The following is a 24,987-nucleotide window of genomic DNA, read 5'->3' as shown; positions in this document are numbered from 1 at the left end:
TCCGTTTTTTTGTTAAGTCGTCCCTTCGGGACTCCCTTTAATCAAGCTTTTAAATCTTTTAATTTTTGCTATATTTTTGGCCCCAGGTTCAGTTTCAAATTTAGAATTGATATCCAATGCAAAAGGTTTCTGTTTCAGCATCTGAATGTTTTCTGTATTTTCTTCTGAAATTCCACCGCTTAAAAAGTAGGGAAGGGGAATTTTGAATTCGTTTAAAATATTCCAGTCAAACTGTTTTCCTGTTCCGCCAAAGGCTCTTGAATCAGTATCAAACAGGAGGTAGTTGAATGTTGATGGTTGGGCATTGATGACTTTTTCAATTGCATGTATTGCTTCCGGTTTCTGATTTCCTATTCTGACCGCTTTTATAATTCCGGTTTCAGGACCGAGCTTTTTTCTTAATTCAGAAATGAAATCCTGATTTTCATCACCATGGAGCTGGACAAAATTCAAATCTGCTTTCTGAACAATCTCTACTATTTTATTGATATTTTCATTGACGAAAACTCCCACTTTTCCTTTATGATCAATATTTGAAATGTCTTTTAAACTTAGATGATTTAAAACGTACCTCGGTGATCTTTCATAGAAGATAAAGCCAAGAAAGTCTATTTTCAGGGAAATGAGCGCTCCGGTTTGCTCTAAAATGGTCAATCCACAGACTTTAATTTTAGGATTCATTTTTCTGAAGCTATTTGTTCAATGTTGAAGTCTTTTGTTATAGAGACTTTATTTTTATCAGTGAAATGAGCCAGCTCTTGTAGTGTTAAGCCATCTTGCCTTAAAAATATTTTTTTTCCGGGCATCTGAACTTTTAGGCTGAGGCCTGCAGAAGTCTGACCACCATTTTCAGATTCAAATAAGATCCGTCCATCGGGGGGAATGGTGAGATTCCAGGTTTCATTCATATATTTTCCGGTATATCTTTTCACGAATTTTTCTCTTTCTCCGAAAACCAAACCGATAATATGCGGAAAGTCATTATAAGGTTTTCGGTTTTTCATCATCATTTCATCAATTTTTTTCCATTCATCACGCATGAATTCATAATATTTTTGATTCCGCTCATCTTCAGCACCGGGAAAAAGATATAACATGGTGTTGAAAACGGCATAAGACCCCGGTTCGTAATCTTTTCCTGTATACACCGTATCTTTATCTGTAATATAATGGAAAGGAGTGTTTCCGTAAATTTTAGTGCTGTAAGGCGGGCTCCAGTCTGTATTTTCAACACCGAACTCAACAGGTTTTAAATTTCCAAGCTTCATTTGCCATTCAATACGGCCGCCTGCTGAAGACATGAAAGATGTAGTTTGTTTGCTCTGAAGCTGATATTTTGTGCCTTTATAAGTGCCTTCATGAAATGTTTCCCAACCCATATTGCTGCATCCGGATAAAATAAGGATGGCAAATAACATTATGATGTATTTTAGTTGATGGATCATGTCGTAATTATATTTGTGATTTGGAGTGGTTTGGTATAAAATTAAATAATATTTTTAACGAAATGAGAGAAAGCTGTACCCGGGTTTTTATTCTTCATAAAGAACTCACCCATCAAAAATCCGTCAAATCCTTTTTCTTTTAAATATTTAAAATCTTCAATCGTGTAGATCCCGCTTTCAGCAATTGACAGACAATCTTCCGGTAGCAGATTTTTTAACTGCACGGAATGCTTCAGATCAACTTTAAAATCTTTTAAATTTCTGTTATTAATCCCAACCAGATCAATTTCAGGATGATAGTATTCCAGTTCTTCTTCCGTATGGATTTCCAGTAGAACTTCCATTCCAAGCTCATGGGACAAAGCTGTAAATTCTTTCACTTGTACAGGCGTCAGGCAGGCAGCAATCAGCAGGACAACATCCGCACCGATACTTTTTGCCTCATAAAACTGATATTCATCAATCATAAAATCTTTACGGAGAATAGGGACCTGAATCTGATTTCTGACATTTAAAATATCATTAAAAGAACCTCCGAAAAAATCTTTATCGGTAAGAACTGAGATTCCGCTGGCTCCGAAATTTTCATAAGCAGAAATGACTTCCAGAGGAGAGACCTGATCATTAATAATTCCTTTTGAAGGCGATTGTCTTTTAAACTCAGCAATAATTCCGCTTTTGTTTTTAACAGATTCCTTTAAAGAAAACCCGGCATTTTCAAAGAATGCTGAATCATTTAATTGATCAATTGAAATTTTTGATTTTGAAAACGTGATTTCTTCTTTTTTTCTTACTATTATTTTATCTAATATGGTCATATGCTTATTTATCAATGTAACAATATAACAGTGTAACAATTTAACAATCTGAAATAAATGAACTTTTAATTCTCAATCATCAACTTATTTTAGCAGCAATTCCAGGCTTTTCAGTGCCTTTCCGCTGTGCAGACTTTCCTGAGCTGATAACAGACAGTCATCGTAGCTCCCGAATTGGCCAGTGTGGTACAATGCTACGGAAGCGTTAGCCAGGACCACCGAATTTTGCTGTTCTGTACCTTTGCCTTCCAGAATATTTCTGAAGATTTTTGCAGATTCCTGTGCTGTATTGCCGGACTGTATACTTTCCGGGCTTATCACATCAAAGCCTAAAGTTTCCGCCGAATAAATTTCTTCTCCTTTTTTAGTCATAATTTTAGTTTCATGGGTCAGGCTGATTTCATCATAACCATCTAAACTATGAACAAGTATAAACTCCCTCTGATCTTTTTGCAGAAGGTACTGATAGATCCTTGCAATCTCAAGGTTATAAACTCCGATCATTGAAAAACGGGGTTTTGCCGGATTGACCAATGGTCCCAGTAAATTAAAAAAAGTCCTTAGCCCTAAAGCTTTTCGTAGTGCTCCCACCGACTGAAGAGCCGGATGAAAATAGGGGGCGTGTAAAAAGCAGATATTAGCCCTTTCCAGCTCTTCATTCAGTTGGTCTGAATTATTTTTGAAACGATAACCGAGTTCTTCCATAACATTAGAAGATCCTGTAATCGCAGATGCTCCGTAATTTCCATGTTTGGTTACCTTTTGCCCGGCTCCGGCAACAACGAAGCTTGCCAGTGTTGAAATATTGATTGTGTTCTTACCATCGCCTCCGGTTCCTACAATATCCATTGTATTATCTGTGGATAAACTTACAGGAACGGCCATCTGTAAAAGAGCTTCTCTGAAACCTTCAAGCTCATTAAGGGTAATATTGCGCATCAGGAAAATACTGATGAATGCGGTGACTTCAGTCGTGTTGAATTTATTCTGTGCAATTTCAATCATAATCGCCTTAGCCTCAGATTTAGATAAAGTATAATGATTAAAAAGGTATTGTAATATTTCTTTCATTTGTGGTCGTTTTACAGTGGAGGGAATTTCTATAATTTTCAATTGAAAAGGAAGTTTTTAATGATTGTTTCCCCTTCCGGAGTCAGAATACTTTCAGGATGGAACTGTACCCCGTGCACATCATAGGTTTTATGCTGCAGTGCCATGATCATTCCGTCTTTATCAACAGCGGTGATTTCCAGTTCCTCCGGGAAATTATCCGGATTTACAGCCCAACTGTGGTATCTTCCAACTTCAAGAGCTGAGGATAAGTTTTTGAAAAGTCTGGTATTGCTTTTTATAATTTCAGCAGAGGTAGCCACCCCATGGAAAATTTCGGAAAGATTAATTAAACTTCCTCCAAAAGCTTCTGCAATGGCCTGTTGCCCAAGACAAACCCCAAGAATGCTTTTTGTTGGAGCATATTCTTTGATCAGGTCTAATAAAATCCCGGCCTCTTCAGGAATTCCGGGTCCCGGAGAAAGAATTATTTTATCATAAATATTGATTTTTTCCAGAGTGATTTTATCATTTCTTACAACATCCACTTTTTCGTTCAGGATTCTTTCGATAATCTGAACCAGGTTATAGGTGAAGCTGTCGTAATTATCAAAAACTAAAACTTTAGTCTGAGATTTTGAGCTTTGAGTACCAGATACTTTATTATTGTTCATTTTTTTATTTTCTATTGTTATTTTGCTAAAAAACAGTATGTTGACTAATAGCCAATTTTAGTTGCCTTTTCTACAGCTTTTTTCAATGCATTTAATTTATTGTTGACTTCCTGTAATTCATTTTCCGGGGTTGATTTTGCAACCAATCCTGCGCCGGCCTGGTAATACAGCGTATTGTTTTTGCTTAAAAAGGTTCTGATCATAATGGCCTGGTTACAGCTTCCGTTTAAACCGATGATACCGATGCAGCCACCATAATAGCCGCGTGAATCTTTTTCATACTGATTAATTAGCTGCAATGCCTTATGTTTGGGTGCTCCGCTTAAAGTTCCCTGGGGAAAAGTGGAGGCAACCATTTCAAAAGGTTTGGTATTTTCCGGCAATTCTGCAGTCACTTCACTTACCATATGAATGACATGGGAAAAAAGCTGAATTTCTTTCAGTTTGGTCACGGTTACATTTTTTCCGAGCTTTCCAAGATCATTTCTTGCCAGATCTACAAGCATGGTGTGTTCTGCATTTTCTTTAGGATCATTTTTTAATTCTTCAATAGATTGTAAATCAGTTTCAAAATGCCCTGTTCTTTTAAATGTTCCGGCAATAGGGTGGATAATCGCTTTGTTGTCTTTTATAATTAGCTGGCTTTCAGGGCTGGAACCGAACAGCTTATAATTTCCATAGTCAAAAAAGAATAAATAGGGAGAAGGATTGATATTTCTTAAAGCACGGTATACATTGAATTCATCACCCTGAAATTTCTGTTGAAACCTTCTGCTCAGCACCAGTTGGAAAACATCACCTCGCATACAGTGCTTCTGAGCGGTTTTTACAAGATCTAAATATTCTTCATCAGTAATATTTGAGGTTTCCTGACCGGATTTCTCAAAAGGGTAGATCACAGAATTTTTATTTTTCAGTAAATTTTCTAATGAATGAAGCTCAGATTTTACGCCATCAATCTGGTTTTCAATGATGTGCATTTCATCGTTATAATGATTGATGGCAATTACATACTGGTACAATCTGTATCTGAGGATCGGGATTTCAACCTCCGGGCTCTGTGCTTTAAAACTGATATTTTCAAAAAATTGTACGGCTTCAAAACTGGTATAACCGAAAAGGCTCTGTGCTGTTTCTTCTATCGGATCATTGGTTTTTTCACACTCAAAAACACCTGAAAATTCTTCCAGAACATCCGGAATTGTATGATCAGTGATGAATTGTTTGATTGGCTCTTGTCCGGGAAATTTAATTTCAAACTCTTTAAGGTTTTTAATTTCAATCCCTGCAATGGCATTAATGGCAATAAAAGAAAAATTATTGTCAATATTTTTAGAATCTGAGCTTTCAAGAAGAATGGTGTCCCTGAATTTGTCCCTGATCTGCAGGTAAATTGTCATGGGAGTTTGCAGGTCACCCAGTGTTTTTTTCGAAACGGTTTTTATTTGTATTTTTTTGTTAAACATTTGCAATTTATTTTTCAGTTTGAGCGATAAGGATAAAAAAAAGACTTCAACGAAATTCGTCAAAGCCTATTATATAGTTTCTATATTATTTCTGTGTACGTTAACAACATGATAATACCTTCAGACCCGACGAAGAGTTTGAAAGCCACCACCAAATATTGTTACTGTTATTAAGCATGGGACAAATGTAAATAATTTTTCGATACAAAAAACAAAAAAAATAAAAATTAAAAAAACTTATCTGAAAAACAGTTATTTCAGTTCCTTTAATTCTTTCTTTAATTCTTCGATTTTCATTTTATAATTTTTATCATCGTATATTTTTACATAATCTTCTAATGCAGAGATGTATTCTTCTACAAATTTTTTATTGGTTCTGTCTGCTTCATATTTAATTTTAGCTGTATTTACAGGTACCTGCATTTCGTATTGCTGCATCATTTTACCTTCTTCAGACTGATGATAGAGAATGACAATATTCTTTTCATATCCGGGAATATATTTTACGGGAAACGGCTGATCCATCTGCGGAATCCGGATTGCATTTTCTATCGGATAAATGGCTGCTGAGGTTGTTGAAAAAAAAGTATCAATATATTTTCCATCCTGCTTTTTTACAATAGCTTCGTAATCATGGATGTACATGTTATTTAAAGTAGAGTTGGTTTCAACATCGGAGGTGATAATTGCCGTGCTTTCGACACCGTATCGGTTGAGAAACCATGCATTTAAGAACTGGCCTGCAAACCCGTTGAGAATAGCAAGAGGCAGGATCGGGATTAAAAATAATGCCTTTTTAGTTGTCCATGAAAGCAGTCCGAAAAATAAAATAAGAATAACCACAGTATAAAATCCATGATGGCTGGTGAAAAACAAAATTTTTGAAATTAAAACCATGCATTAAATATAATTATTTAAACGCTAAGATCACAAAGATGTTATTTTTATAACTGTAGAATTTATCACAAAGACATTTCACTCAACAAGATACATTGTCTTTAGCTAACGGAGTAGCTTTGCGAATAAAAAAACTATCATTAAAGTCTTGCGATCTTAGCGTTGAAATCATTTATTGTACCGGTTCAGACAAAGGAATATCGGGAGTTCCGCTGTAGAAAACAATCAACGTGGCTCCCTGCTCTCCGGTTTTACCTCTGTGGGCGGTATTAACCACTTCAGGAAGTACCTGACCTTTTTTTACCCACTGTGTCTTTCCGTCTTCTTTTCTCTCAATCTGAATTTCACCTTTTTCTACATAAGCTGCATTAATAACCGGATGTTTATGCCAGCTCAGTGACGAATTGGGAGGTACGGCAATTTTAAGAACCGAGATCTCCGGCTGCGTTGCAGGATAAGCAGGATAGGCAGTTCCGTCCCACGATTTAGTGGTTTTTAAAAGCGTTATCGATTCAATCTTATCAGAATATTCTGATTGTGGCTCGCTTGATGAATTATCACAAGAGAGAAAGAGGGAAGAAAGTACAGTAAAGAAAGCTGTACTCAATAAACTTTTTTTAGTCATACATTTTTAATTAATAAGTTGATTTTTGGTTCGGATTATCCAATATACAAAAATAGCAACTCAATTTAAAATTCTCTAATATTTGAATTATTTTTTATTGATCATTTAAAATCCTGATGTCAAAAAATATTTCCTAAAGAAAACATTTGTCATAAGTTTAAAAGTTTATTTTTTATATTTTTGTTTCCAAATTAGAAAAAATGAAAAAAGTATTAGCAATTGCATTTATCGGAGGTTTATTCGTAGTAAACTGCTCTAAAAAACCGGATCATTCATTACAGGACAGCAACACAATGCTGGATGAGCCTGAAACTCCTACAGTTGTAGATTCTACTGCTAAACCTGCTGCTCCGGCTGCGACCCCTGCAACTGCTGCTCCTGAAGCTTCTAAAACAGATTCTACAGCGAAAAAATAATGAAAAAACTGTTTTTGACAGGAAGTATAGGTCTTCTGATCTTTTCCTGTTCCAAAAAAGAAATTCCACAAACAGATACTACATCTTCTGAAACAGCTGTTGTTTCAGAACCTGCAAAAAACAATCTTTCAGGACAACAGATTATTGAAACCCTGGATTGTACAGCGTGTCACAGTGTGAATGAAAGAATGATAGGACCTTCGTATCAGGAGATTGCAGCTAAATATTCTGATAAGGATGTTGAAATGCTTGCTTCAAAGATTATAGAAGGCGGAAGCGGTGTTTGGGGTGGCGTACCCATGTCGGCCCATCCTCAGGTATCAAAAGAAGATGCCAAAAAAATGGTAGAATATATTTTAAGTCAGAAAAAATAATATATGCCTGCTGAAAAATCCAGTCTGCACACTAGAAATCTGCATCGCAATCCTTATGATTTTGATCAGCTTATTTCTTGTGTGCCGGAACTGAAGCAGTATGTCTTTGTTAATGCTTATCAGACTTTGACCATTAATTTCAGTATTCCTAAAGCTGTTAAGTTGCTTAACAAAGCTTTATTACAACACTTTTATAATATTCAGAACTGGGATATTCCTGAAGCTAATCTTTGTCCACCTATTCCCGGACGGGCAGATTATATCCATTATATTGCAGATTTACTTGCTGGACAACAAGGTGAGATCCCGACAGGGACATCTGTAACCGGTTTGGATATTGGAACAGGAGCCAATCTTGTGTATCCTTTAATTGCTCATCAATCTTACGGATGGACAATGCTGGGAACAGACATTAACCAGGATTCTCTGGAGAATGCCCGACAGATTTTAGATCATAATCCGGATTTGTGTATCCGGCTAAAACAACAGCCTGATTCTGATCATATCTTCAAAAATATAATAGATATTGAAGACCGGTTTATGTTTTCGTTATGCAATCCTCCTTTTCATGATTCTGAAGAATCTGCCATCAAAGGAAATATGAGGAAAACAAAAAACATAAGCAAATCAAAGTCCCGGAAACCCCTGCTTAATTTTGGCGGGCAGCACTCTGAATTATGGTGCGAGGGCGGTGAGCTGGCTTTTATCACAAAAATGATTGAAGAAAGCGCTCTATATTCATCACAGGTCCTTTGGTTTACATGCCTGGTTTCTAAAAAAGATAATCTGTATAAATTAACCACGTTGCTGAAGAAAGTTAACGTAGCAGAATTCAAAACGATTGATATGGCTCAGGGGCAGAAAATCAGTCGAATTTTAGCCTGGACATTTATTCCTCAGAAGGATAGGAAAGAATGGTTTTAAAATGTCAATAGTGAATCTGCTGCGCAAGTGAATGGTGAATGAGTGGGACATTTAGAAATCTGGTGTAAAGCAGATTTATTATTCGTTAAGAAATTCACTGTCCAATAGATTTACAATGGATATTTGATCATTTAAATTGTTGACAATCAGTAATAATCTATACTAAGAATTTCACTGCGAAGCAGATTCACTATTGATAATTCACAGCCTGCTGTCTCCATTTAAGAAATTTATGCCAAAAGCCATTGACGATCAATTCAAAAATGCCTAAATTTGTACGCTTTTAGAAAAATAAGAAATGCAATTATCAGAACAAGAAATCATTAGAAGAGAAAAGCTGAATAAGCTTGTTGAAATGGGGATCAATGCGTTCCCTGCAGATGAATACAAAATTACAGATACGACAGAATCTATAAAAAAGGATTTTTCTGAGAGTAAACAGGTGAAGATTGCTGGCAGATTAATGTCCCGAAGAATTCAAGGGAAGGCTTCTTTTGCTGAATTGCAGGATTCTACAGGTAAAATTCAGGTCTATTTCAACAGAGATGAAATCTGTACAGGAGAAGATAAAACCTTATATAACGAGGTATACAAACATCTTTTGGATATCGGTGATATCATCGGTATTGAAGGAGAATTGTTTACTACACAGGTAGGAGAAAAAACCGTTTTGGTGAAGAACTTCACCCTTTTAACGAAAGCTCTCCGTCCGCTTCCACAGGCCAAAACCGATGATGCCGGAGTGGTGCATGACGGTTTTACCGATCCTGAATTAAGATACAGACAACGTTATGTAGATTTAACGGTGAACCCACATATTAAAGAAATTTTTGTGAAAAGAACAAAACTGTTCAATGCTATGAGAACTTTCTTTAATGATGCAGGATATTTTGAGGTGGAAACCCCGATTCTTCAGTCGATTCCGGGAGGGGCCGCTGCAAGGCCGTTTATTACACATCATAATGCTTTGGATATTCCATTATATTTAAGAATTGCCAACGAATTATATCTGAAAAGACTGATCGTAGGTGGTTTTGACGGGGTGTATGAATTTTCTAAAAACTTTAGAAATGAAGGGATGGACAGAACACACAACCCCGAATTTACAGCAATGGAAATCTATGTAGCTTATAAAGACTACAACTGGATGATGGATTTCACCGAGAAACTTCTGGAGTTCTGTGCCACTCAGGTAAACGGAAATGCAGAATCTACTTTCGGGGAACATAAAATAAACTGGAAAGCGCCTTATCCGAGAGTATCTATGACGGAAGCGATCCAGAGATTTACAGGTTTCGATATTACAGGAAAAACAGAACAGGAATTGTTTGATTTTGCTAAATCTATCGGAATTGATGTGAATGAAACCATGGGTAAAGGAAAATTAATTGATGAGATTTTCGGTGAAAAATGTGAAGGAAACTTCATTCAGCCGACGTTCATCACAGATTATCCTATTGAAATGTCTCCGCTTACAAAGAAACACAGAAGCAAAGAAGGTTTAACAGAACGTTTTGAATTAATGGTATGTGGAAAAGAAATTGCCAATGCTTATTCAGAGCTTAATGATCCGATCGATCAGAGAGAACGTTTTGAAGAACAGATGAAGCTTTCTGAAAAAGGGGATGATGAAGCGATGTTTATCGACCAGGATTTCCTTAGAGCCCTTGAGTATGGTATGCCACCAACATCAGGATTAGGAATCGGAATGGATAGACTGATCATGTTTTTAACGAATAATGAGTCTATTCAGGAAGTATTGTTCTTCCCTCAGATGAGACCGGAAAAAACCGCTCCTCAGATTGAATTGGGTGAGGATGAAAAAGTGATTCTTGAAATCCTAAACTCTCAGGAAGAAGCCATGTCTTTAGCTGAAGTAAAAGAAAGAAGCCAGTTATCCGGTAAAAAATGGGATAAAGCTTCCAAGACTTTGACAAAGAATAATCTGGTGAAAGTAGAGAAAATTGATGAAAATCTTTTGATAAAATTAGCTTAATTTTATAACATATATAAAAACCTCCGTATTTACGGAGGTTTTTTCTTGTTGTATATCTTTATCTTCTCTGCTTACTGAACGAAGCCATTAAGTAAAATAAAAACGGCAGAATAAATAATGATCCCAGCATCAATGCCCAGGCTAATGCTGAAATTGTTTTCGGGGCAGCAACGTGTTCCAGTAAAGAAAGATGCTGTCCGTTTCCGAATAAAATAATATTGGGATTGTGCTGATAGGTTGCAGCAACTAATATCATAATCACCTGAAAACCGGCTAAGGCTCTCACAGGAAGCAGTTTTCGAGTATACATTGCTCTTAAGATTAAAGCCAGACAAATTGTTGCAAAAGCAGTTGCCATAATTCCTAAAGGCTTTGAGAAAACCCGCATTAATAACGGAATATCCGAGATATAAGCCGTGAAAAATACCAAAAGCCCTGTGATGACAACAAAAATCATGGTCTGTTTTGATTTTTTGATCATTAAACCCAATTCCAGGCGATCGGTTGTTTCTCTTAAAGCAAATACGGAAGCAAGGTAGGCACAAATTGAAACGGTGAATAACCCAACCGCAACCCCAAACCAGTTCAGCCAGCTGAAAATATATAAATCTAAAAATCCCGTTGCGTCCGGATTGATGGAATGTGAAACCGTTGCAGCTGCAATGAGTCCCAGGAAAAATGGAGTCAGCAGACTCGAAAAATAAAATATCTGGGTGTAAACATGCTGCCAGTCATCTTTTACCACATCGTAATGCCTGAAAGTGAAAGCTGTTCCTCTTGCAATAATCCCCACAAGCATTAATACCAATGGAATATGAAGATAGGTAGATAATGTAGTGTATATTTGAGGGAAACCGACAAAAAGAATCACGATTGCAATAATCAGCCACATATGATTGGCTTCCCAGACCGGGGCGATAGATTCATACATGATCTCTTTGGTTTTAGGACGTGCTTTTTTATTTGTGAAAAGTTCTACGATTCCCGCACCGAAATCTGCCCCGCCTAAAATCATATAAAGACAGATGGAAAGCCAGAGAAAGCCTATTACAACATAGATCATGATTTCTTGTTTTTATCGTTAAACTGAGCATCCGTAGGATCATATAGTCTTGGGACCATCTGTATCTGTCTTCTCAGCAGGAAAATAATAATTAGTGATAATGATACAAAAATAGCAGTGAAAAAGTAGAATGAATACTGTATTCCCGGCATTGGGGTTACTGCATCAGCAGTTCTCATGATTCCGTAAATGATCCAGGGCTGGCGTCCGACTTCTGTTACCGTCCATCCGGCTTCCAGAGCGATATAACCGAAGGGGGTGGCAATTAAAAATGTTTTAAGCAGCCAGTTTTTATCAAGCCATTCTTTCCTGAAAAAGAAAGCGTATAAATAAACGATTCCGATGCAGATCATAATAACTCCAAAGAAAATCATAATCTGAAAAGCATAGTGCACAACAGCGATTGGTGGCCATTCATCTTTTGGGAAATCATTTAATCCTTTTACTTCGGAATTGAAATCATTACTCACCAGGAAACTTAAGACTTTCGGGATCTTAACGGCATATTTTATTTCACCTTTTTCTTCATCAGGAATTCCGCCGAGAACGAATGCTGCACCTTTTTCTGTTTCAAAATGGGCTTCCATTGCGGCCAGTTTTATAGGCTGTCTTTCAGCAACAGATTTAGCTGCGATATCTCCGCTTAGAGGAGCTCCGAATGCACCTATTAATGCAAAACCTGCAGCTATTTTAAAAGCTTTGGTATGAAATTCTACATTTTTCTTTTTCATGATTAAAAAAGCATGAACTCCAGCCACTGCAAATCCTGTAGCACAGAATGCCGCAACAGTCATATGCAAAGCCTGAGGAAACCATGCATCATTGAACATGGCTTTTATCGGGTCTATATTGACATATTGTCCGTTGATATAATCGAAACCGGCTGGAGAATTCATCCATGCATTGGCGGCAACCACCAGAATACCGGAAGCTAATCCGCTTAAACCGACCAGAAAGCCACAAAACCAGTGAAACCATTTATTGAACCGGTCCCATCCGTACAGAAAAAAGCCAATGGCAATGGCTTCAATAAAAAATGCCGTTCCTTCCAGAGAAAAAGGCATCCCGAAAATAGGTCCTGCATGTTTCATAAATCCCGGCCAGAGAAGGCCAAGCTCGAAAGATAACATGGTTCCGGAAACTGCTCCTGTAGCAAATAATATAGCAACTCCTTTGCTCCATGCTTTGGTGAGCCCTTTATATACTTCGTTTTTGGTTTTAAGGTATTTCCAGTGGGCAAAAGCCATTAAAAAAGGCATCACCATACCCACACAGGAAAAAATAATGTGAAAACCCAGAGACATGGCCATTTGTGCACGAGCGGCAATGAAATCGTCCATAATATCAACTTTTTGAGTAAATAAAGTTACGGATAAATTATTGACCGTTCATATGATTTACGACAGTTGTTATTGAGGAAATTCATAATAACTTTGATTTTTTTGAATGGGTTTTATGTTGATAAGTCAACTTTTTTTGACATATTTTAACTTTCATAAGTCGAAAAAAATCACGATATTTGTAAGTCTTTGCATTTAGCAAAAATTTTAATATTTGATATGAGTCAGAAACAATATACAGCTAGTAGTATTCAGGCATTGGAAGGAATGGAACACGTTCGTATGCGTCCTTCAATGTACATTGGTGATGTAGGGCTTAGAGGTCTTCACCATTTGGTTTATGAAGTAGTAGATAACTCTATTGATGAGGCTTTGGCAGGATACTGCGATACCATCTTCGTTAGCATTAAAGAAGGAAACGGAATTGAAGTAATTGATAATGGTAGAGGTATTCCTGTAGATTTCCACGAAAAAGAACAAAAATCAGCTCTTGAAGTTGTAATGACCAAGATTGGAGCAGGTGGTAAATTCGACAAGGATTCTTACAAGGTTTCGGGAGGTCTTCACGGAGTAGGGGTGTCATGTGTGAATGCACTTTCCAACGAAATGATAACTACTGTTTACAGAGATGGAAACATTTATCAGCAGGTCTATTCCAAAGGAAAAGCACAGACGGGAGTAGAGGAGATCGGAAACAGTGACAAGAGAGGAACAAAGCAGTTTTTCCAGCCCGATGATACTATTTTTACAGAATTAGTTTACAACTACGATACATTAGCAAGCCGTTTAAGAGAGCTTTCCTATCTTAATAAAGGAATTACCATTACACTTACCGATGAAAGAGAAGCTTTGGAAGACGGGTCTTTCAAAACAGAAGTTTTTCATTCCGAGGGCGGATTAAAAGAATTTGTTGCATATATCGATGGAAGCAGAGAATCTATCATGGAGCACGTAATCTTCATGGAAGGTGAAAGAGATGATATTCCTGTGGAAGTGGCAATGCGTTATAATACTTCATTTAACGAAAATCTTCACTCTTACGTTAATAATATCAATACCCATGAAGGAGGAACTCACTTAGCCGGTTTCAGACGTGCTTTGACGAGAACGTTGAAAAAATATGCCGATGATCTGGGAATTCCACAGAAAGAAAAAGTAGAAATTACCGGAGATGATTTCCGTGAAGGCTTAACAGCCGTAGTTTCTGTTAAAGTGATGGAGCCTCAGTTTGAAGGACAGACCAAAACGAAATTAGGGAACTCTGAAGTTTCAGGAGCAGTAGATAAAATCGTAGGAGAAATGCTTTCCAACTTCCTGGAAGAAAACCCTAATGAGGCTAAACTGATCGTTCAGAAAGTAGTTTTAGCTGCAAAAGCAAGGCAGGCTGCTAAAAAAGCCCGTGAAATGGTTCAGAGAAAATCTCCGATGGGAGGTTCCGGACTTCCGGGGAAATTATCCGACTGTTCATCAAAAAGTCCTGAAGAATCTGAATTATTCTTAGTAGAGGGAGATTCAGCAGGTGGAACAGCGAAACAAGGTAGAGACAGACATTTTCAGGCTATTTTGCCTTTAAGAGGTAAAATTCTGAATGTTGAAAAATCAATGCTTCATAAAGTATATGATAACGAGGAGATCAAGAATATTTATACAGCTCTTGGTGTTTCTGTAGGAACAGAAGAAGACAGCAAAGCCCTGAATATGGTTAAATTGAGATACCATAAAATCGTAATCATGACCGATGCCGATATCGACGGGTCCCATATCTCAACGCTGATCCTTACTTTCTTCTTCCGTTATATGAAGGAACTTATTGAAAACGGATATATTTATATTGCCCAGCCACCTTTATATTTATTAAAAAAAGGAAATAAGAAAATATATGCTTATAACGAAAAAGAGCGTGAAGAATTTACGTTAGAAATGTCTCCGGATGGCAAAGGTGTTGAAGTTCAGCGTTACAAAGGTCTTGGGGAAATGAATCCTGAACAGCTTTGGGAAACAACTCTTAACCCTGAACACAGGATTTTAAAGCAGGTAACCATTGATAATGCAGTGGAAGCAGACAGTGTTTTCTCAATGCTGATGGGGGATGAGGTTCCTCCAAGAAGAGAATTTATCGAAAAGAATGCAAAATATGCTAAGATTGATGCTTAATTGCAATTAATTTTTTTATATGATATAAAAAGGCTTCATTTTTTGAAGTCTTTTTTATTTTAATGTAAACTATAATTATTTTAACATTTATTAAGATTTTGCTATTTTTGCTAAATTTTAATAACCAATGATGAAAATCTTAACGGCAGGGGCTCTGTGTATTGCTTCTGTTTACTATGCACAGAATTATCCAGTTTCTGCAATTCCTGAAAATCTGAAGAAAAATGCTGATGTTGTTGTCAGAAAAGATTTTACAACCGTTCAGATCAATAGTATTGACGAGATAAAATATCAGATTAATACCGTAACCTCTGTTTTAAATAAAGACGGTGATTCTCATGCACAGCCTTATATCCCGTATGAAAAAGGAGATCAGATTTCAGATGTTAAAGTAATCATTTATGATGAATCCGGGAAAAAAGTAAAGAGTTATTCTAAGTCTGATTTTGGTGATTTTGCTAATAATTCACAAGGTGTTTTTTATTCTGACAACCGTTTTTTAGGATTATCTTACACGCCTACGCAATATCCTTATACCATTGAGTTTTCTTATCAGATTACTGATGAAAATACAGTTTTTATTCCTGATTTTGTACCGTTTACTACCACTGGTGTATCGGTGGAAGAAAGCCGTTTTACAGTGATCAATAAATCAGGGATTGAGCTTCATACAAAAACCTATCCCTCTAAATACAATTATGCTTCAGTAGTAGAGAACGGAAGTACTACTCAAAAGGTATATTCTTATAAAAACGTTCCCGCAGTGGAGGATGCATTTCTCCTTCCACAACCATCGAATCTTCTGCCCAAAGTAAGTTTTGCTCTTGAGAAATTTAACCTTAAAGGGAAACAGGGCAGCATGGATAGTTGGAAAGCATTCGGAACCTGGTATTATAACAGCATTATACAACCGGTTTCATTGTCTACACCGGCTATTAAATCTGAAGTGGCAGCCCTTAATCTACAGGGTTCAACAGAAGAAAAAGTAAAAAAGCTTTACCAGTATATGCAGTCTAAAACCAGATATATTTTCGTCGCATTAGGTATTGGCGGCTGGCAGCCGATGCAGCCTGATGAGGTACAGAAGAAAGGATATGGTGATTGTAAAGGACTTACCAACTATATGAAAACCCTTTTGGATGAAGCCGGAATTCCCTCATATTATTCAGTGATCAATTCAGGGACATCCCAGATTTCTTTTGATCCGGAGTTTCCTAAAATGGGTGGAAATCATGTTATCTTAATGGTTCCGACAGAAAAAGGCAATATCTGGCTGGAAAATACTTCTCAGCAGGTAGCATTCAATCACCTGAGCTTCAGAACAACAGATCGTAACGTACTTTCCATTACAAAAAACGGGATTGAGCTGATTAACACACCCTCATATCCGGCGGGTAAAAATAAAGAAAAGCAAATTTTAAAAATTAAGCTTAATGAAGACAACAGTATTACAGGGCAGGGGCAGTTTGCATTTTCAGGAAGTCAGTATGACTATAGTTTAAGATATGCTACGTTGTCCCCAAAGGAAAAAAATGAAACGGTAAAAAGTCAATTGGATCTTTTACATTTCGAAAAAATAGAAATGAAAGACTTCGTTAATGATAGAGATAATGCTGTTGCAAAATTTAATCTTGATTTTAAGGCTAATCATTATTCTAAGAATGCGGGAAGCAGTATGATTTTCAGAGCGGTTCCTATTTATTCGGATAATATTTATAAGACAGATGAAAAACGGGAGCTACCCTTTGAAATTCTACAGTCTTTTGAAGATGAATACCTGATCAGTTTTGAAATTCCCGAAAACTATAAGATCGATGAAATACCAAATGATACCAGTTTCAGTTCAGAGTTCGGGACTTATAAACTGAGTTTTGTGAAAAATGGAAATGAGATTAAAGTGAGCAGAATAATCAAAGTAAATAAAGGGATATATCCAAAAGAAAAATACAACGATTACATCGGTTTCAGAAAAAAAACAATAAACATCGATAACTCTAAAATTTTAATTACAAAAATTTAAGCATGAAAAAAACAATATTAATTGCTTTATGCTCTATCAATATAGCTTTTATACAAGCCCAAAAACATGAGTTTCTCGACCCTCCGAAATTCAATGATGCAGATTTGTCTAAACAGAAATCTTTACTGGATGAAAATGCGCCGGCGGAAATCTTATATAAATCGATGCATTTCAGTATCGATTCAAATACCGGAACCCTCCAGAAAAATGCTTTTTACAGGGTGAAAATTTATGATAAAGAAAAAGCGGAAGACTGGTTAAATCTTGAGGTTCCTCTTTATCAGAGTGGAAGTGATCATGAGATTTTGTCTAAAATGAAAGCTTATACCTATAATATTGAAAACGGAAGCGTAATAACAACAAAAGTAGACAAAAGCTCTAAATACAAAAGCAAGGAAAATAAATACGTTTCAATTACCAAATTTGCCTTTCCCAATGTGAAAAACGGTTCTGTTATAGAATACCAATATGAAGTAACCTCTCCTTTTTTATTTTCAATTCCTGAAATACTGATTGAATCGGATACCCCTTCATTGTACACGGAATATGTATTGGATACCCCGGCTAATATTGCTTATAACGTAAATTATACCGGCTCGCTTAATCCTAAATACAGGGAAATAGAAGAAAAAATGCTATTTGGATTAAATTACAGGACTTATAGATTCGGATATGAGAACCTTAAAGGCTTTAAAACCGAAAAATTTATTAGCAATGATAAAAACTACCGGACTAAAGTAAGTGCAGAGCTTCATTCTACCAATTTTAGGGAACTGAAGCTGTATTCATCATCATGGGAGAAAATTAAAGACAGGCTTTATGAAAATGATGATTTCGGAAGTGAGCTCAAAAGAATGAAGCTGGCGAAAGACAATATGCCGGCAGAAATTGCAGGCTTAAGTACTGATCTGGAAAAAGCCAATGCCATTTTTAAATATGTTCAGAGTACATTTACATGGAACAAATATTCCGGGGTGTATACTGAAGACGGAATAAAAAAACTATTGGAAACCAAAACCGGAAATGCTGCAGAAATTAATTTATTTCTGGTTATGCTATTGAGAGAAGCCGGGATTAAGGCAGATCCGCTGCTTATTTCTACAGTAGGTAATGGCATCATCAATGTGGCATCACCCAATGTTTCCAATCTGAATTTTGTTATTGCAGCCCTGAAAATTAAGGATGAATTCCATTTATATGATGCTACTTCCAAACAATCGTCAATAGATATGTTGCCACCCAGAGACTGGAACCAGTTTGGAATCTTATTGGCCAAGGAAAAGGTACAGCAATTATCAATGGTGAATGGGAAACCTAGTTTTACTTACCTTACGGCTCATGCTAAAATAAATGAAGATGGAAGTGTTTCGGGAACATATTCGGATAAAGATACCGGAACCTATGCCATGTTTGCTAAAGAAAATTATGATGATAATGCCGACAAATATAAAAAACAATACAAAGATAATTATGCTATAGATTTCACTGGAATTGATTCCAAAGTGCTTGACAACGGAGATTTTGAAAGTACAATGAACTTTTCATCAGATAATTTAATTGATAGGATAGGGAAAAAAATGATCATCAATCCGATGCTGTTCCTGAATAAAAATTCCAATGAATTTGATCAGACGGAAGCAAGAAAATACCCTATTGATTTTATTTCTGCCTATACAAAGATTAAAAAAGTGATTCTTGAAATTCCTGAAGGTTATAGTATTGAAGAGATGCCGAAAAACAAAAAGATTGTTACCGATGATAAAGAAATAGAATACAGCTATATTATGGAAAAAAAAGGAAATACATTAGAAGTAACATCAACCACCAAAGTTATGAGCCCCGATTATCCTAAAGAATATTATCCTGCATTCAAGCAGATCTGGGGAGTAGCCTCGAAAAATGAAAACCAGGTAATAAGTTTAATTAAAAAATAAAAAAAAAGCTTCTATATTTTAGAAGCTTTTTTTTTATATTTGGTAAAACCAATAAAATATAATAATATGTTAACTCTTTTACAAACAGATCCTTACGATAGTATGGATGGAGCCGCTGCTGCAGGGCTGGGAATCGGAATGATGCTATTTTATCTTGTCGTGTATCTTTTTTACGGATATTGTATGTATAGAATATTCCAGAAAGCAGGACGTCAGGATGCCTGGGCGGCATTTATTCCGATTTATAATATAATTGTTTTACTTGAAATTGTTAAAAAACCGGTTTGGTGGATCATCTTATTTTTCATTCCGCTTGTTAATTTATTTGCAGGTTGGATGGTAAATGACGGCCTTGCGAAAGGGTTTAATAAAGAAACCCCATTGTATACGATTCTTTTATTCTTTCTGGGATTCATCTTTATTCCTGTCTTAGCTTTTAATGATGATAAATTTGACAGTCAGAGAGTTCCGGCAAACTAGAAAAAAATAATAAAAAATAATCAGAACCATTCATTTTGTGAATGGTTTTTGCATTCATACAAAAAAATAAATTATGAAAAATACCATTGCTATGGTAGCATTATCCTCTTTCTTTATTTTTTCAGCTTGTAAAAAGACTGAAACCAATAATGCAACCCCTGAAAAAACAGAAACCTCACAGCCTGATACATTTGTTGTAGACTCTGTAAAAGTGAATGATTCAATAAAAATAAGTGATTCACTTTCAGTGAGTTTTTCTTCAAAATTATTGGTGTTTCCGGCTATAAAAGAGAAAAAGCTGCTTGACAGTATTTATTTTGGGAGTAAAGGGCTTACAGATTTCTCAAAAGAAGGCTTACAGAGTTTTTTGCAGAAAGATAAAAATGAATATTTTAATTCAATCAAAAAAGACAGTAAAGACTGGATATCAGATATGGGATATGCCCAAAGCTGGAATTCAGATTTTTATATGAACTTAAAATCCAATACCAATGATTTTATGCATATCGAATATCTGTCTAGCTCTTATGAAGGAGGAGCTCATGGAAATTATGGCTTTTCGGAAAGAGTTTTTGACTTAAAAAACAATAAAAAAGTAGAACTGAAAGACATTACAACCATGCCTAAAGATAAAATAGGGTTGATCTTAATGAAAAACATCAATAAGATCAAAAGTGGAACTACAGATGAAAAAGGGCAGGTCAATAATTCAGAAATGCTTTTGGTAGAAGCAATTCCGGCTACAGATAATTTCTATTTTGATGATAAAAACTTATATTTTCATTACAGTCCTTACGAAATTGCAGCTTATGCAGCAGGAGATATTACAATTCCTGTTTCATGGGAAGATTTAAAAGGAACTTTAACTCCCGGATTTAAAGAAAGAATGAAATTTAAATAATATAAATGCTTCCGAATATGGAAGCATTTTTTAATTTTGCAATAATGGAAAAAGTAGCTTTTATTATCAATCCTTTTTCGGCTAAAAAAAATTATCAGCCGTTTCTCAATGAGCTTAAAAAAAAGGTGAAAAATCCTTTATACTATATCTCAGAATCAATTCAGGGTACGGATGATTTTATTCAGGAACATTTTAATACAACTGATATTTTTGTTGCGATAGGAGGGGATGGTACTATTTCTACAGTAGCAAAGAGCCTTATCAACACTGAAAAGATCCTGGCCATTTTTCCTGCAGGTTCAGGAAACGGATTTTCGAACGAAACCCGGTTCAGTAAAAACCTGGATGAATTATTGGAAAAAATAAAAGCAAAAAAATCAAGGAAGATTGATACGTTTACTGTGAATGACAAGCTTTCAATTAATGTTTCAGGAACCGGTTTCGATGGGAAAGTGGTCAAAGAATTTGAAAAAACCGATCGCGGATTCAAAAACTATATCAAAGTTTCACTGAAAACATTCTTTAATTATAAGCCAATTAAAATAAAATTTTCAGATGAAGCCTATCAGCAGTATAATGGTAAATATCTGATGCTGAATATTGCTAATACCCGTCAATTCGGGAACAATGCCTATATTGCCCCAAAAGCAAGTAAAAGTGACGGTCTGGTAGATATGGTTTTGGTGAAAAAATTTCCATTAACCTATTCGGCTCTATTTGCCTTCAGGATGTTTACCAAGAGGCTGAAGGATGATGAGTATGTAACCTATCTTCCTGTTTCAGAAATTGAGTTTAAAGTAAATACCAAAAACTGGCACCTGGATGGGGAGTTTAATAAAATAAAATCTCCGGTTCACGTAAAAGTTCAGCCTTCAAGCCTGAATATTCTGGTTTAAGGTCTGGGTTTGATGATGCTTTACTGGCGAAAGATAAAAAAGAATTTATCTTATTTAGTATAATTTTTACAAAGCTTATAGATTTCAAAAACCTATAAGCTTTATTTTTTTTAAATCAAAATACTTGAATTTAAGGGGAAAAACCCTGATTTCATTCATGTAATCCCTAAACCTCCAGTTTCTTTTCAATCTCATGCGGGTGATCAAGGCAGAATTGCAATTGGTTTTTATCCAGCTGCTTTTCCCAGTTGGCCACAACAACAGTTGCTACAGAATTTCCGACCACATTGGTTAGAGCGCGGCATTCACTCATGAATTTATCAATCCCCAGGATTAAAGTCATCCCCGCAATTGGAATTTCAGGAACAACCGCTAATGTTGCTGCTAAAGTCACAAAACCTGCTCCGGTGACACCTGCTGCTCCTTTGGAACTTAGCATTGCTACAAGAAGCAGCATCAGCTGCTTTTCGAGGGGAAGATGAATGTTCAGAGCCTGGGCAATAAACAAAGAAGCCAGGGTCATATAAATATTGGTTCCATCTAAATTAAATGAATAACCTGTAGGAACAACAAGGCCTACAATTGTTTTAGAGCAGCCCGCTTTTTCAAGCTTTTCCATAATACCGGGTAATGCAGATTCTGAAGAACTTGTTCCCAGTACTAAAAGAAGCTCCTCTTTAAGGTAATACATGAATTTAAAAATATTAAATCCGTTGTACCATGCTACAGCTCCCAGTACTAAAACCACAAACAGGATAGAAGTAATATAAAATGTACCTACAAGGAAAATGAGATTTAAAACGGAGTGAAGTCCATATTTTCCAATGGTGAAAGCCATTGCCCCAAAAGCCCCTATCGGAGCAAATTTCATCAGCATGTGTACAATTTTGAAAACGGGGGTTGCAAGATCCTGAAGGAAATCTGTTACTTTCTGGCTTTTTTCTTTCGTTAAAACTAGCGCAATACCCATTAAAATAGCAACCAGAAGCACCTGTAGGATATTATCACCGACCAAAGGACTGAAAAGCGTCTCAGGAATAATATTCATAATGAATCCTGTAAGTGTAGATTCGTGAGCTTTATGCTGGTATTGGGAAACATCTCCAGAAAGTGTTGCCGGATCTATATTTAACCCCGATCCCGGCTGTAAAATATTCCCGACCACCAGACCTATAATCAGGGCTAATGTGGAAAATGTGATGAAGTAAATCATCGCTTTCACTGCAATTCTTCCCACTTTTTTTAAATCGGTCATATGAGCGATACCTAATGTAAGGGTAATAAAAATAACCGGTGCAATGATCATTTTCACCAGTTTGATGAATCCATCTCCCAATGGTTTCATTTTTTCTCCCAGTTCAGGGTAAAACCTGCCCAGAAGAACCCCGGCGATAATAGCTATAATAACCTGAAAATAAAGTTGCTGATAGAATTTTGTTGTTTTCAAGGGATTTTTTGGCTTTTAAAGGCCGAAAATTAAGGAAATTTATTTTGAAATATGATAAAAGTCATGAAAAGTTTTTGAGGGGGCTGAAAGCGTCGCCAAAACTATAACTATAAATTCTAATTTCTGATATATATTTTTTTCCAATATCAGTTTGAGTAAAGCTGATACTCTTTAATAATCTTAGTCTCTTATTAAGCCAATGGTTTAATCTATTCCACAGCAACAGAATCATCGCCTCTTCCGTCTGCTACAGCATGGATACTTCCATTATCATCAATTAAAATCATTTCTGTTCTTCCGATTTGTTTTATCCTGTCGATTTTATAATTTTTTTTCTGAAGTTCTGAAATGGTAGTTTCCGGGAAATTATTTTCTACAGAAACGGTTTCAGGGAGCCATTGGTGGTGAAATTTCGGGGAATTGACGGAAATATTGGTATTTAATTTAAAATCCACCACATTGACAATCGACTGGTATACTGAAGTGGGTATAGTCGTTCCACCCGGAGTTCCCACAACCATGTAAGGTTTTCCGTTTTTGAGAAGGATCGTTGGAGTCATCGATGAAAGCATTCTTTTATTCGGCTGAATGGAATTTGCCTCACCACCCACAGCTCCAAACATATTCGGAACACCTGGTTTTACAGAAAAATCATCCATTTCATTATTTAAAAAGAATCCGGCTCCGGCAACCACTACTTTACTTCCGTATAATCCGTTAAGGGTAGTAGTGACTGATGCTGCATTTCCGTCTTTATCAATAACTGAAATATGAGTGGTTTCAGTAGATTCTTTCGGCTGCTGAATAATTTTTCCTACCTCAGCGCTTGGAGTAGCCTTATCAAAGCTAAAATTTTTCCATCTGCTTTTTAAATACCCATCGGAAATTAAATAAGCTGTTTTATCCTGTATAAAATCAGGATCACCCATATATTCAGCCCTGTCGGCATAAGCTCTTCTTTCTGCTTCCACCATGATTTGTACTGCCTGGGTAGAATTCTGCTGATACTTTTCAAGGTTTTCATAGCTTGCCATTTTAAGCATCTGGGCAAGAAGTAAGCCCCCACTTGATGGTAATGGCATAGACACAACATTATTTCCTTTATAATCAAACTCCAATGCTTTTCTTTCGGCTACTTTATAGTTTTTTAAATCTTGAGAAGTGACAATCCCGTTTCCCTTTTTCATTTCAGCAACTAAAAGCGCTGCTGTTTTTCCTTCATAAAACCCTTTTAGACCTGATTTCTGAATCAATTTTAAGGTTTCGGCCAGCTCTTTCTGAACTAAAATATCACCGGTTTTCCATGGGGTATCTTTTACAAATACAATGGCGGACTGATTATGCTTTTTGAAATTATCTTTATTTGCATTTAGCAGATTAGCCTCCTGCTCTGTTATAGCAAAACCGTTTTCAGCCAGGTCAATGGCAGGCTGAATGATTTTATCCATCGGAAGCTTACAGTGTTTTAAAGTGGCAAAAAATCCGGCTACACTTCCCGGAACACCTACCGCTAATCGTCCGTTTTGTGAAAGATCCGTGTCGGCTTTTCCGTTTTTGTCGATATACATGTCTCTGGAAGCTTTCAGAGGAGCTGTTTCACGGTAATCCAGGGTGAATTTTTCACCATTGTTTTTTACCCCTACTAAAAATCCACCGCCTCCGATATTTCCGGCCTGAGGATAAACTACAGCCAAAGCGTATTGAGTTGCTACAACAGCATCATAGGCATTACCACCCGTTTTAAGGATTTTTGCTCCGGCTTCACTGGCGAGAGGGTGGGCAGATACGACAACTCCCTTATTTTTTACTTTTACTTCTTTGACAATATTAAAACCCGTAAACTGAGCAGGTGAAAAATGAAATGCCATCAATATGGCAACCAGAAATACTCTCTTCATAAGATTATGTTTAAGGCAAAAGTATATAATTTTTAAAGAAATTCCGGCCTGCAATATGAGTTTATATCTATAGTAACAATTATAAAATAGGGTATGTTTACTTTGCTGAAATGAATTATAATAAAAAGCTGCCATAATCAGATAAAGTTTTTCTTTCAGTAATACAAAA

The 24,987-nt window shown here is 36.3% G+C and carries 22 protein-coding genes; 10 read left to right on the top strand and 12 right to left on the bottom strand.

Going from position 1 to position 24,987, the window contains the following annotated elements:
• Positions 1-12: 12 nt before the first annotated feature.
• The 8 genes from PMI13_RS15160 to PMI13_RS15125 all read right to left on the bottom strand — a co-directional run bounded on the left by PMI13_RS15160 (position 13) and on the right by PMI13_RS15125 (position 6,975).
• Complete coding sequence (locus tag PMI13_RS15160) at positions 13-681, bottom strand: phosphoribosylanthranilate isomerase (RefSeq protein ID WP_007845223.1); 669 nt, start codon at positions 679-681, stop codon at positions 13-15.
• A complete protein-coding gene (locus PMI13_RS15155; RefSeq protein ID WP_007845221.1) occupies positions 678-1,418 on the bottom strand; it encodes a hypothetical protein in 741 nt (246 codons plus the stop codon). Before PMI13_RS15155 ends, PMI13_RS15160 begins: the two co-directional genes overlap by 4 nt.
• Before the next feature lie 68 nt (positions 1,419-1,486).
• Positions 1,487-2,263 (bottom strand): indole-3-glycerol phosphate synthase TrpC, encoded by a 777-nt coding sequence (trpC, locus tag PMI13_RS15150; RefSeq protein ID WP_007845220.1) that lies wholly within the window; start codon positions 2,261-2,263, stop codon positions 1,487-1,489.
• A gap of 84 nt (positions 2,264-2,347) precedes the next feature.
• A complete protein-coding gene (trpD, locus tag PMI13_RS15145) occupies positions 2,348-3,334 on the bottom strand; it encodes an anthranilate phosphoribosyltransferase (RefSeq protein ID WP_007845218.1) in 987 nt (328 codons plus the stop codon).
• 38 nt (positions 3,335-3,372) lie between these two features.
• A complete protein-coding gene (locus tag PMI13_RS15140; protein ID WP_007845216.1) occupies positions 3,373-3,987 on the bottom strand; it encodes an anthranilate synthase component II in 615 nt (204 codons plus the stop codon).
• Positions 3,988-4,031: 44 nt separating this feature from the next.
• Positions 4,032-5,453, bottom strand: coding sequence for an anthranilate synthase component I family protein (locus PMI13_RS15135; protein ID WP_007845213.1), 1,422 nt, complete (start codon positions 5,451-5,453; stop codon positions 4,032-4,034).
• 252 nt (positions 5,454-5,705) lie between these two features.
• Entirely contained in the window at positions 5,706-6,350 is a 645-nt protein-coding gene (locus PMI13_RS15130; protein ID WP_007845211.1) for a hypothetical protein, read from the bottom strand.
• A 172-nt stretch (positions 6,351-6,522) separates the two neighbouring features.
• Positions 6,523-6,975: a cupin domain-containing protein gene (locus PMI13_RS15125; protein ID WP_007845210.1), complete on the bottom strand. Its 453-nt coding sequence runs from the start codon at positions 6,973-6,975 to the stop codon at positions 6,523-6,525.
• Positions 6,976-7,175: 200 nt separating this feature from the next.
• Between PMI13_RS15125 and PMI13_RS15120 the strand changes: the two genes are divergently transcribed.
• The 4 genes from PMI13_RS15120 (at position 7,176) to lysS (ending at position 10,685) form a co-directional block, all read left to right on the top strand.
• The gene (locus PMI13_RS15120) at positions 7,176-7,391 is read left to right on the top strand and encodes a hypothetical protein (RefSeq protein WP_007845208.1); all 216 of its coding nucleotides are present in this window, start codon (positions 7,176-7,178) and stop codon (positions 7,389-7,391) included.
• The gene (locus tag PMI13_RS15115) at positions 7,391-7,765 is read left to right on the top strand and encodes a c-type cytochrome (RefSeq protein WP_007845207.1); all 375 of its coding nucleotides are present in this window, start codon (positions 7,391-7,393) and stop codon (positions 7,763-7,765) included. The genes PMI13_RS15120 and PMI13_RS15115 overlap by 1 nt, the downstream gene beginning before the upstream one ends.
• A gap of 3 nt (positions 7,766-7,768) precedes the next feature.
• Entirely contained in the window at positions 7,769-8,689 is a 921-nt protein-coding gene (gene rlmF / locus PMI13_RS15110; RefSeq protein ID WP_007845206.1) for a 23S rRNA (adenine(1618)-N(6))-methyltransferase RlmF, read from the top strand.
• A gap of 298 nt (positions 8,690-8,987) precedes the next feature.
• On the top strand, positions 8,988-10,685 hold the full coding sequence (lysS, locus tag PMI13_RS15105; protein WP_007845205.1) for a lysine--tRNA ligase: 1,698 nt from the start codon (positions 8,988-8,990) through the stop codon (positions 10,683-10,685).
• A gap of 58 nt (positions 10,686-10,743) precedes the next feature.
• Here the strand turns inward: lysS and PMI13_RS15100 are convergent, their stop codons facing one another.
• Positions 10,744-11,748, bottom strand: coding sequence for a cytochrome d ubiquinol oxidase subunit II (locus PMI13_RS15100; protein WP_007845204.1), 1,005 nt, complete (start codon positions 11,746-11,748; stop codon positions 10,744-10,746).
• Complete coding sequence (locus PMI13_RS15095) at positions 11,745-13,088, bottom strand: cytochrome ubiquinol oxidase subunit I (protein WP_007845203.1); 1,344 nt, start codon at positions 13,086-13,088, stop codon at positions 11,745-11,747. Before PMI13_RS15095 ends, PMI13_RS15100 begins: the two co-directional genes overlap by 4 nt.
• Positions 13,089-13,307: 219 nt before the next feature.
• Here PMI13_RS15095 and gyrB point away from each other — a divergent pair, with 219 nt between their 5' ends.
• From gyrB to PMI13_RS15065, 6 genes are all read left to right on the top strand, one after another.
• Positions 13,308-15,242: a DNA topoisomerase (ATP-hydrolyzing) subunit B gene (gene gyrB / locus PMI13_RS15090; RefSeq protein WP_007845201.1), complete on the top strand. Its 1,935-nt coding sequence runs from the start codon at positions 13,308-13,310 to the stop codon at positions 15,240-15,242.
• A 127-nt stretch (positions 15,243-15,369) separates the two neighbouring features.
• On the top strand, positions 15,370-17,262 hold the full coding sequence (locus PMI13_RS15085; protein ID WP_007845199.1) for a DUF3857 domain-containing protein: 1,893 nt from the start codon (positions 15,370-15,372) through the stop codon (positions 17,260-17,262).
• Between the two features lie 2 nt (positions 17,263-17,264).
• Positions 17,265-19,196 (top strand): DUF3857 domain-containing protein, encoded by a 1,932-nt coding sequence (locus PMI13_RS15080; protein ID WP_007845198.1) that lies wholly within the window; start codon positions 17,265-17,267, stop codon positions 19,194-19,196.
• Positions 19,197-19,262: 66 nt separating this feature from the next.
• Positions 19,263-19,676: a DUF5684 domain-containing protein gene (locus tag PMI13_RS15075; protein ID WP_007845197.1), complete on the top strand. Its 414-nt coding sequence runs from the start codon at positions 19,263-19,265 to the stop codon at positions 19,674-19,676.
• A gap of 73 nt (positions 19,677-19,749) precedes the next feature.
• Complete coding sequence (locus tag PMI13_RS15070; RefSeq protein ID WP_007845195.1) at positions 19,750-20,577, top strand: DUF3298 and DUF4163 domain-containing protein; 828 nt, start codon at positions 19,750-19,752, stop codon at positions 20,575-20,577.
• Positions 20,578-20,621: 44 nt separating this feature from the next.
• Complete coding sequence (locus tag PMI13_RS15065) at positions 20,622-21,473, top strand: diacylglycerol/lipid kinase family protein (protein ID WP_034670326.1); 852 nt, start codon at positions 20,622-20,624, stop codon at positions 21,471-21,473.
• Positions 21,474-21,639: 166 nt separating this feature from the next.
• Here the strand turns inward: PMI13_RS15065 and PMI13_RS15060 are convergent, their stop codons facing one another.
• On the bottom strand, positions 21,640-22,920 hold the full coding sequence (locus PMI13_RS15060; protein ID WP_007845190.1) for a dicarboxylate/amino acid:cation symporter: 1,281 nt from the start codon (positions 22,918-22,920) through the stop codon (positions 21,640-21,642).
• A 209-nt stretch (positions 22,921-23,129) separates the two neighbouring features.
• A complete protein-coding gene (ggt, locus tag PMI13_RS15055) occupies positions 23,130-24,818 on the bottom strand; it encodes a gamma-glutamyltransferase (RefSeq protein ID WP_034670327.1) in 1,689 nt (562 codons plus the stop codon).
• Positions 24,819-24,987: the final 169 nt, after the last annotated feature.

This window comes from Chryseobacterium populi (genome assembly GCF_000282115.1).
Classification (GTDB): Bacteria; Bacteroidota; Bacteroidia; order Flavobacteriales; family Weeksellaceae; genus Chryseobacterium; species Chryseobacterium populi.
This window is presented reverse-complemented; position numbering and strand designations above follow the sequence as displayed.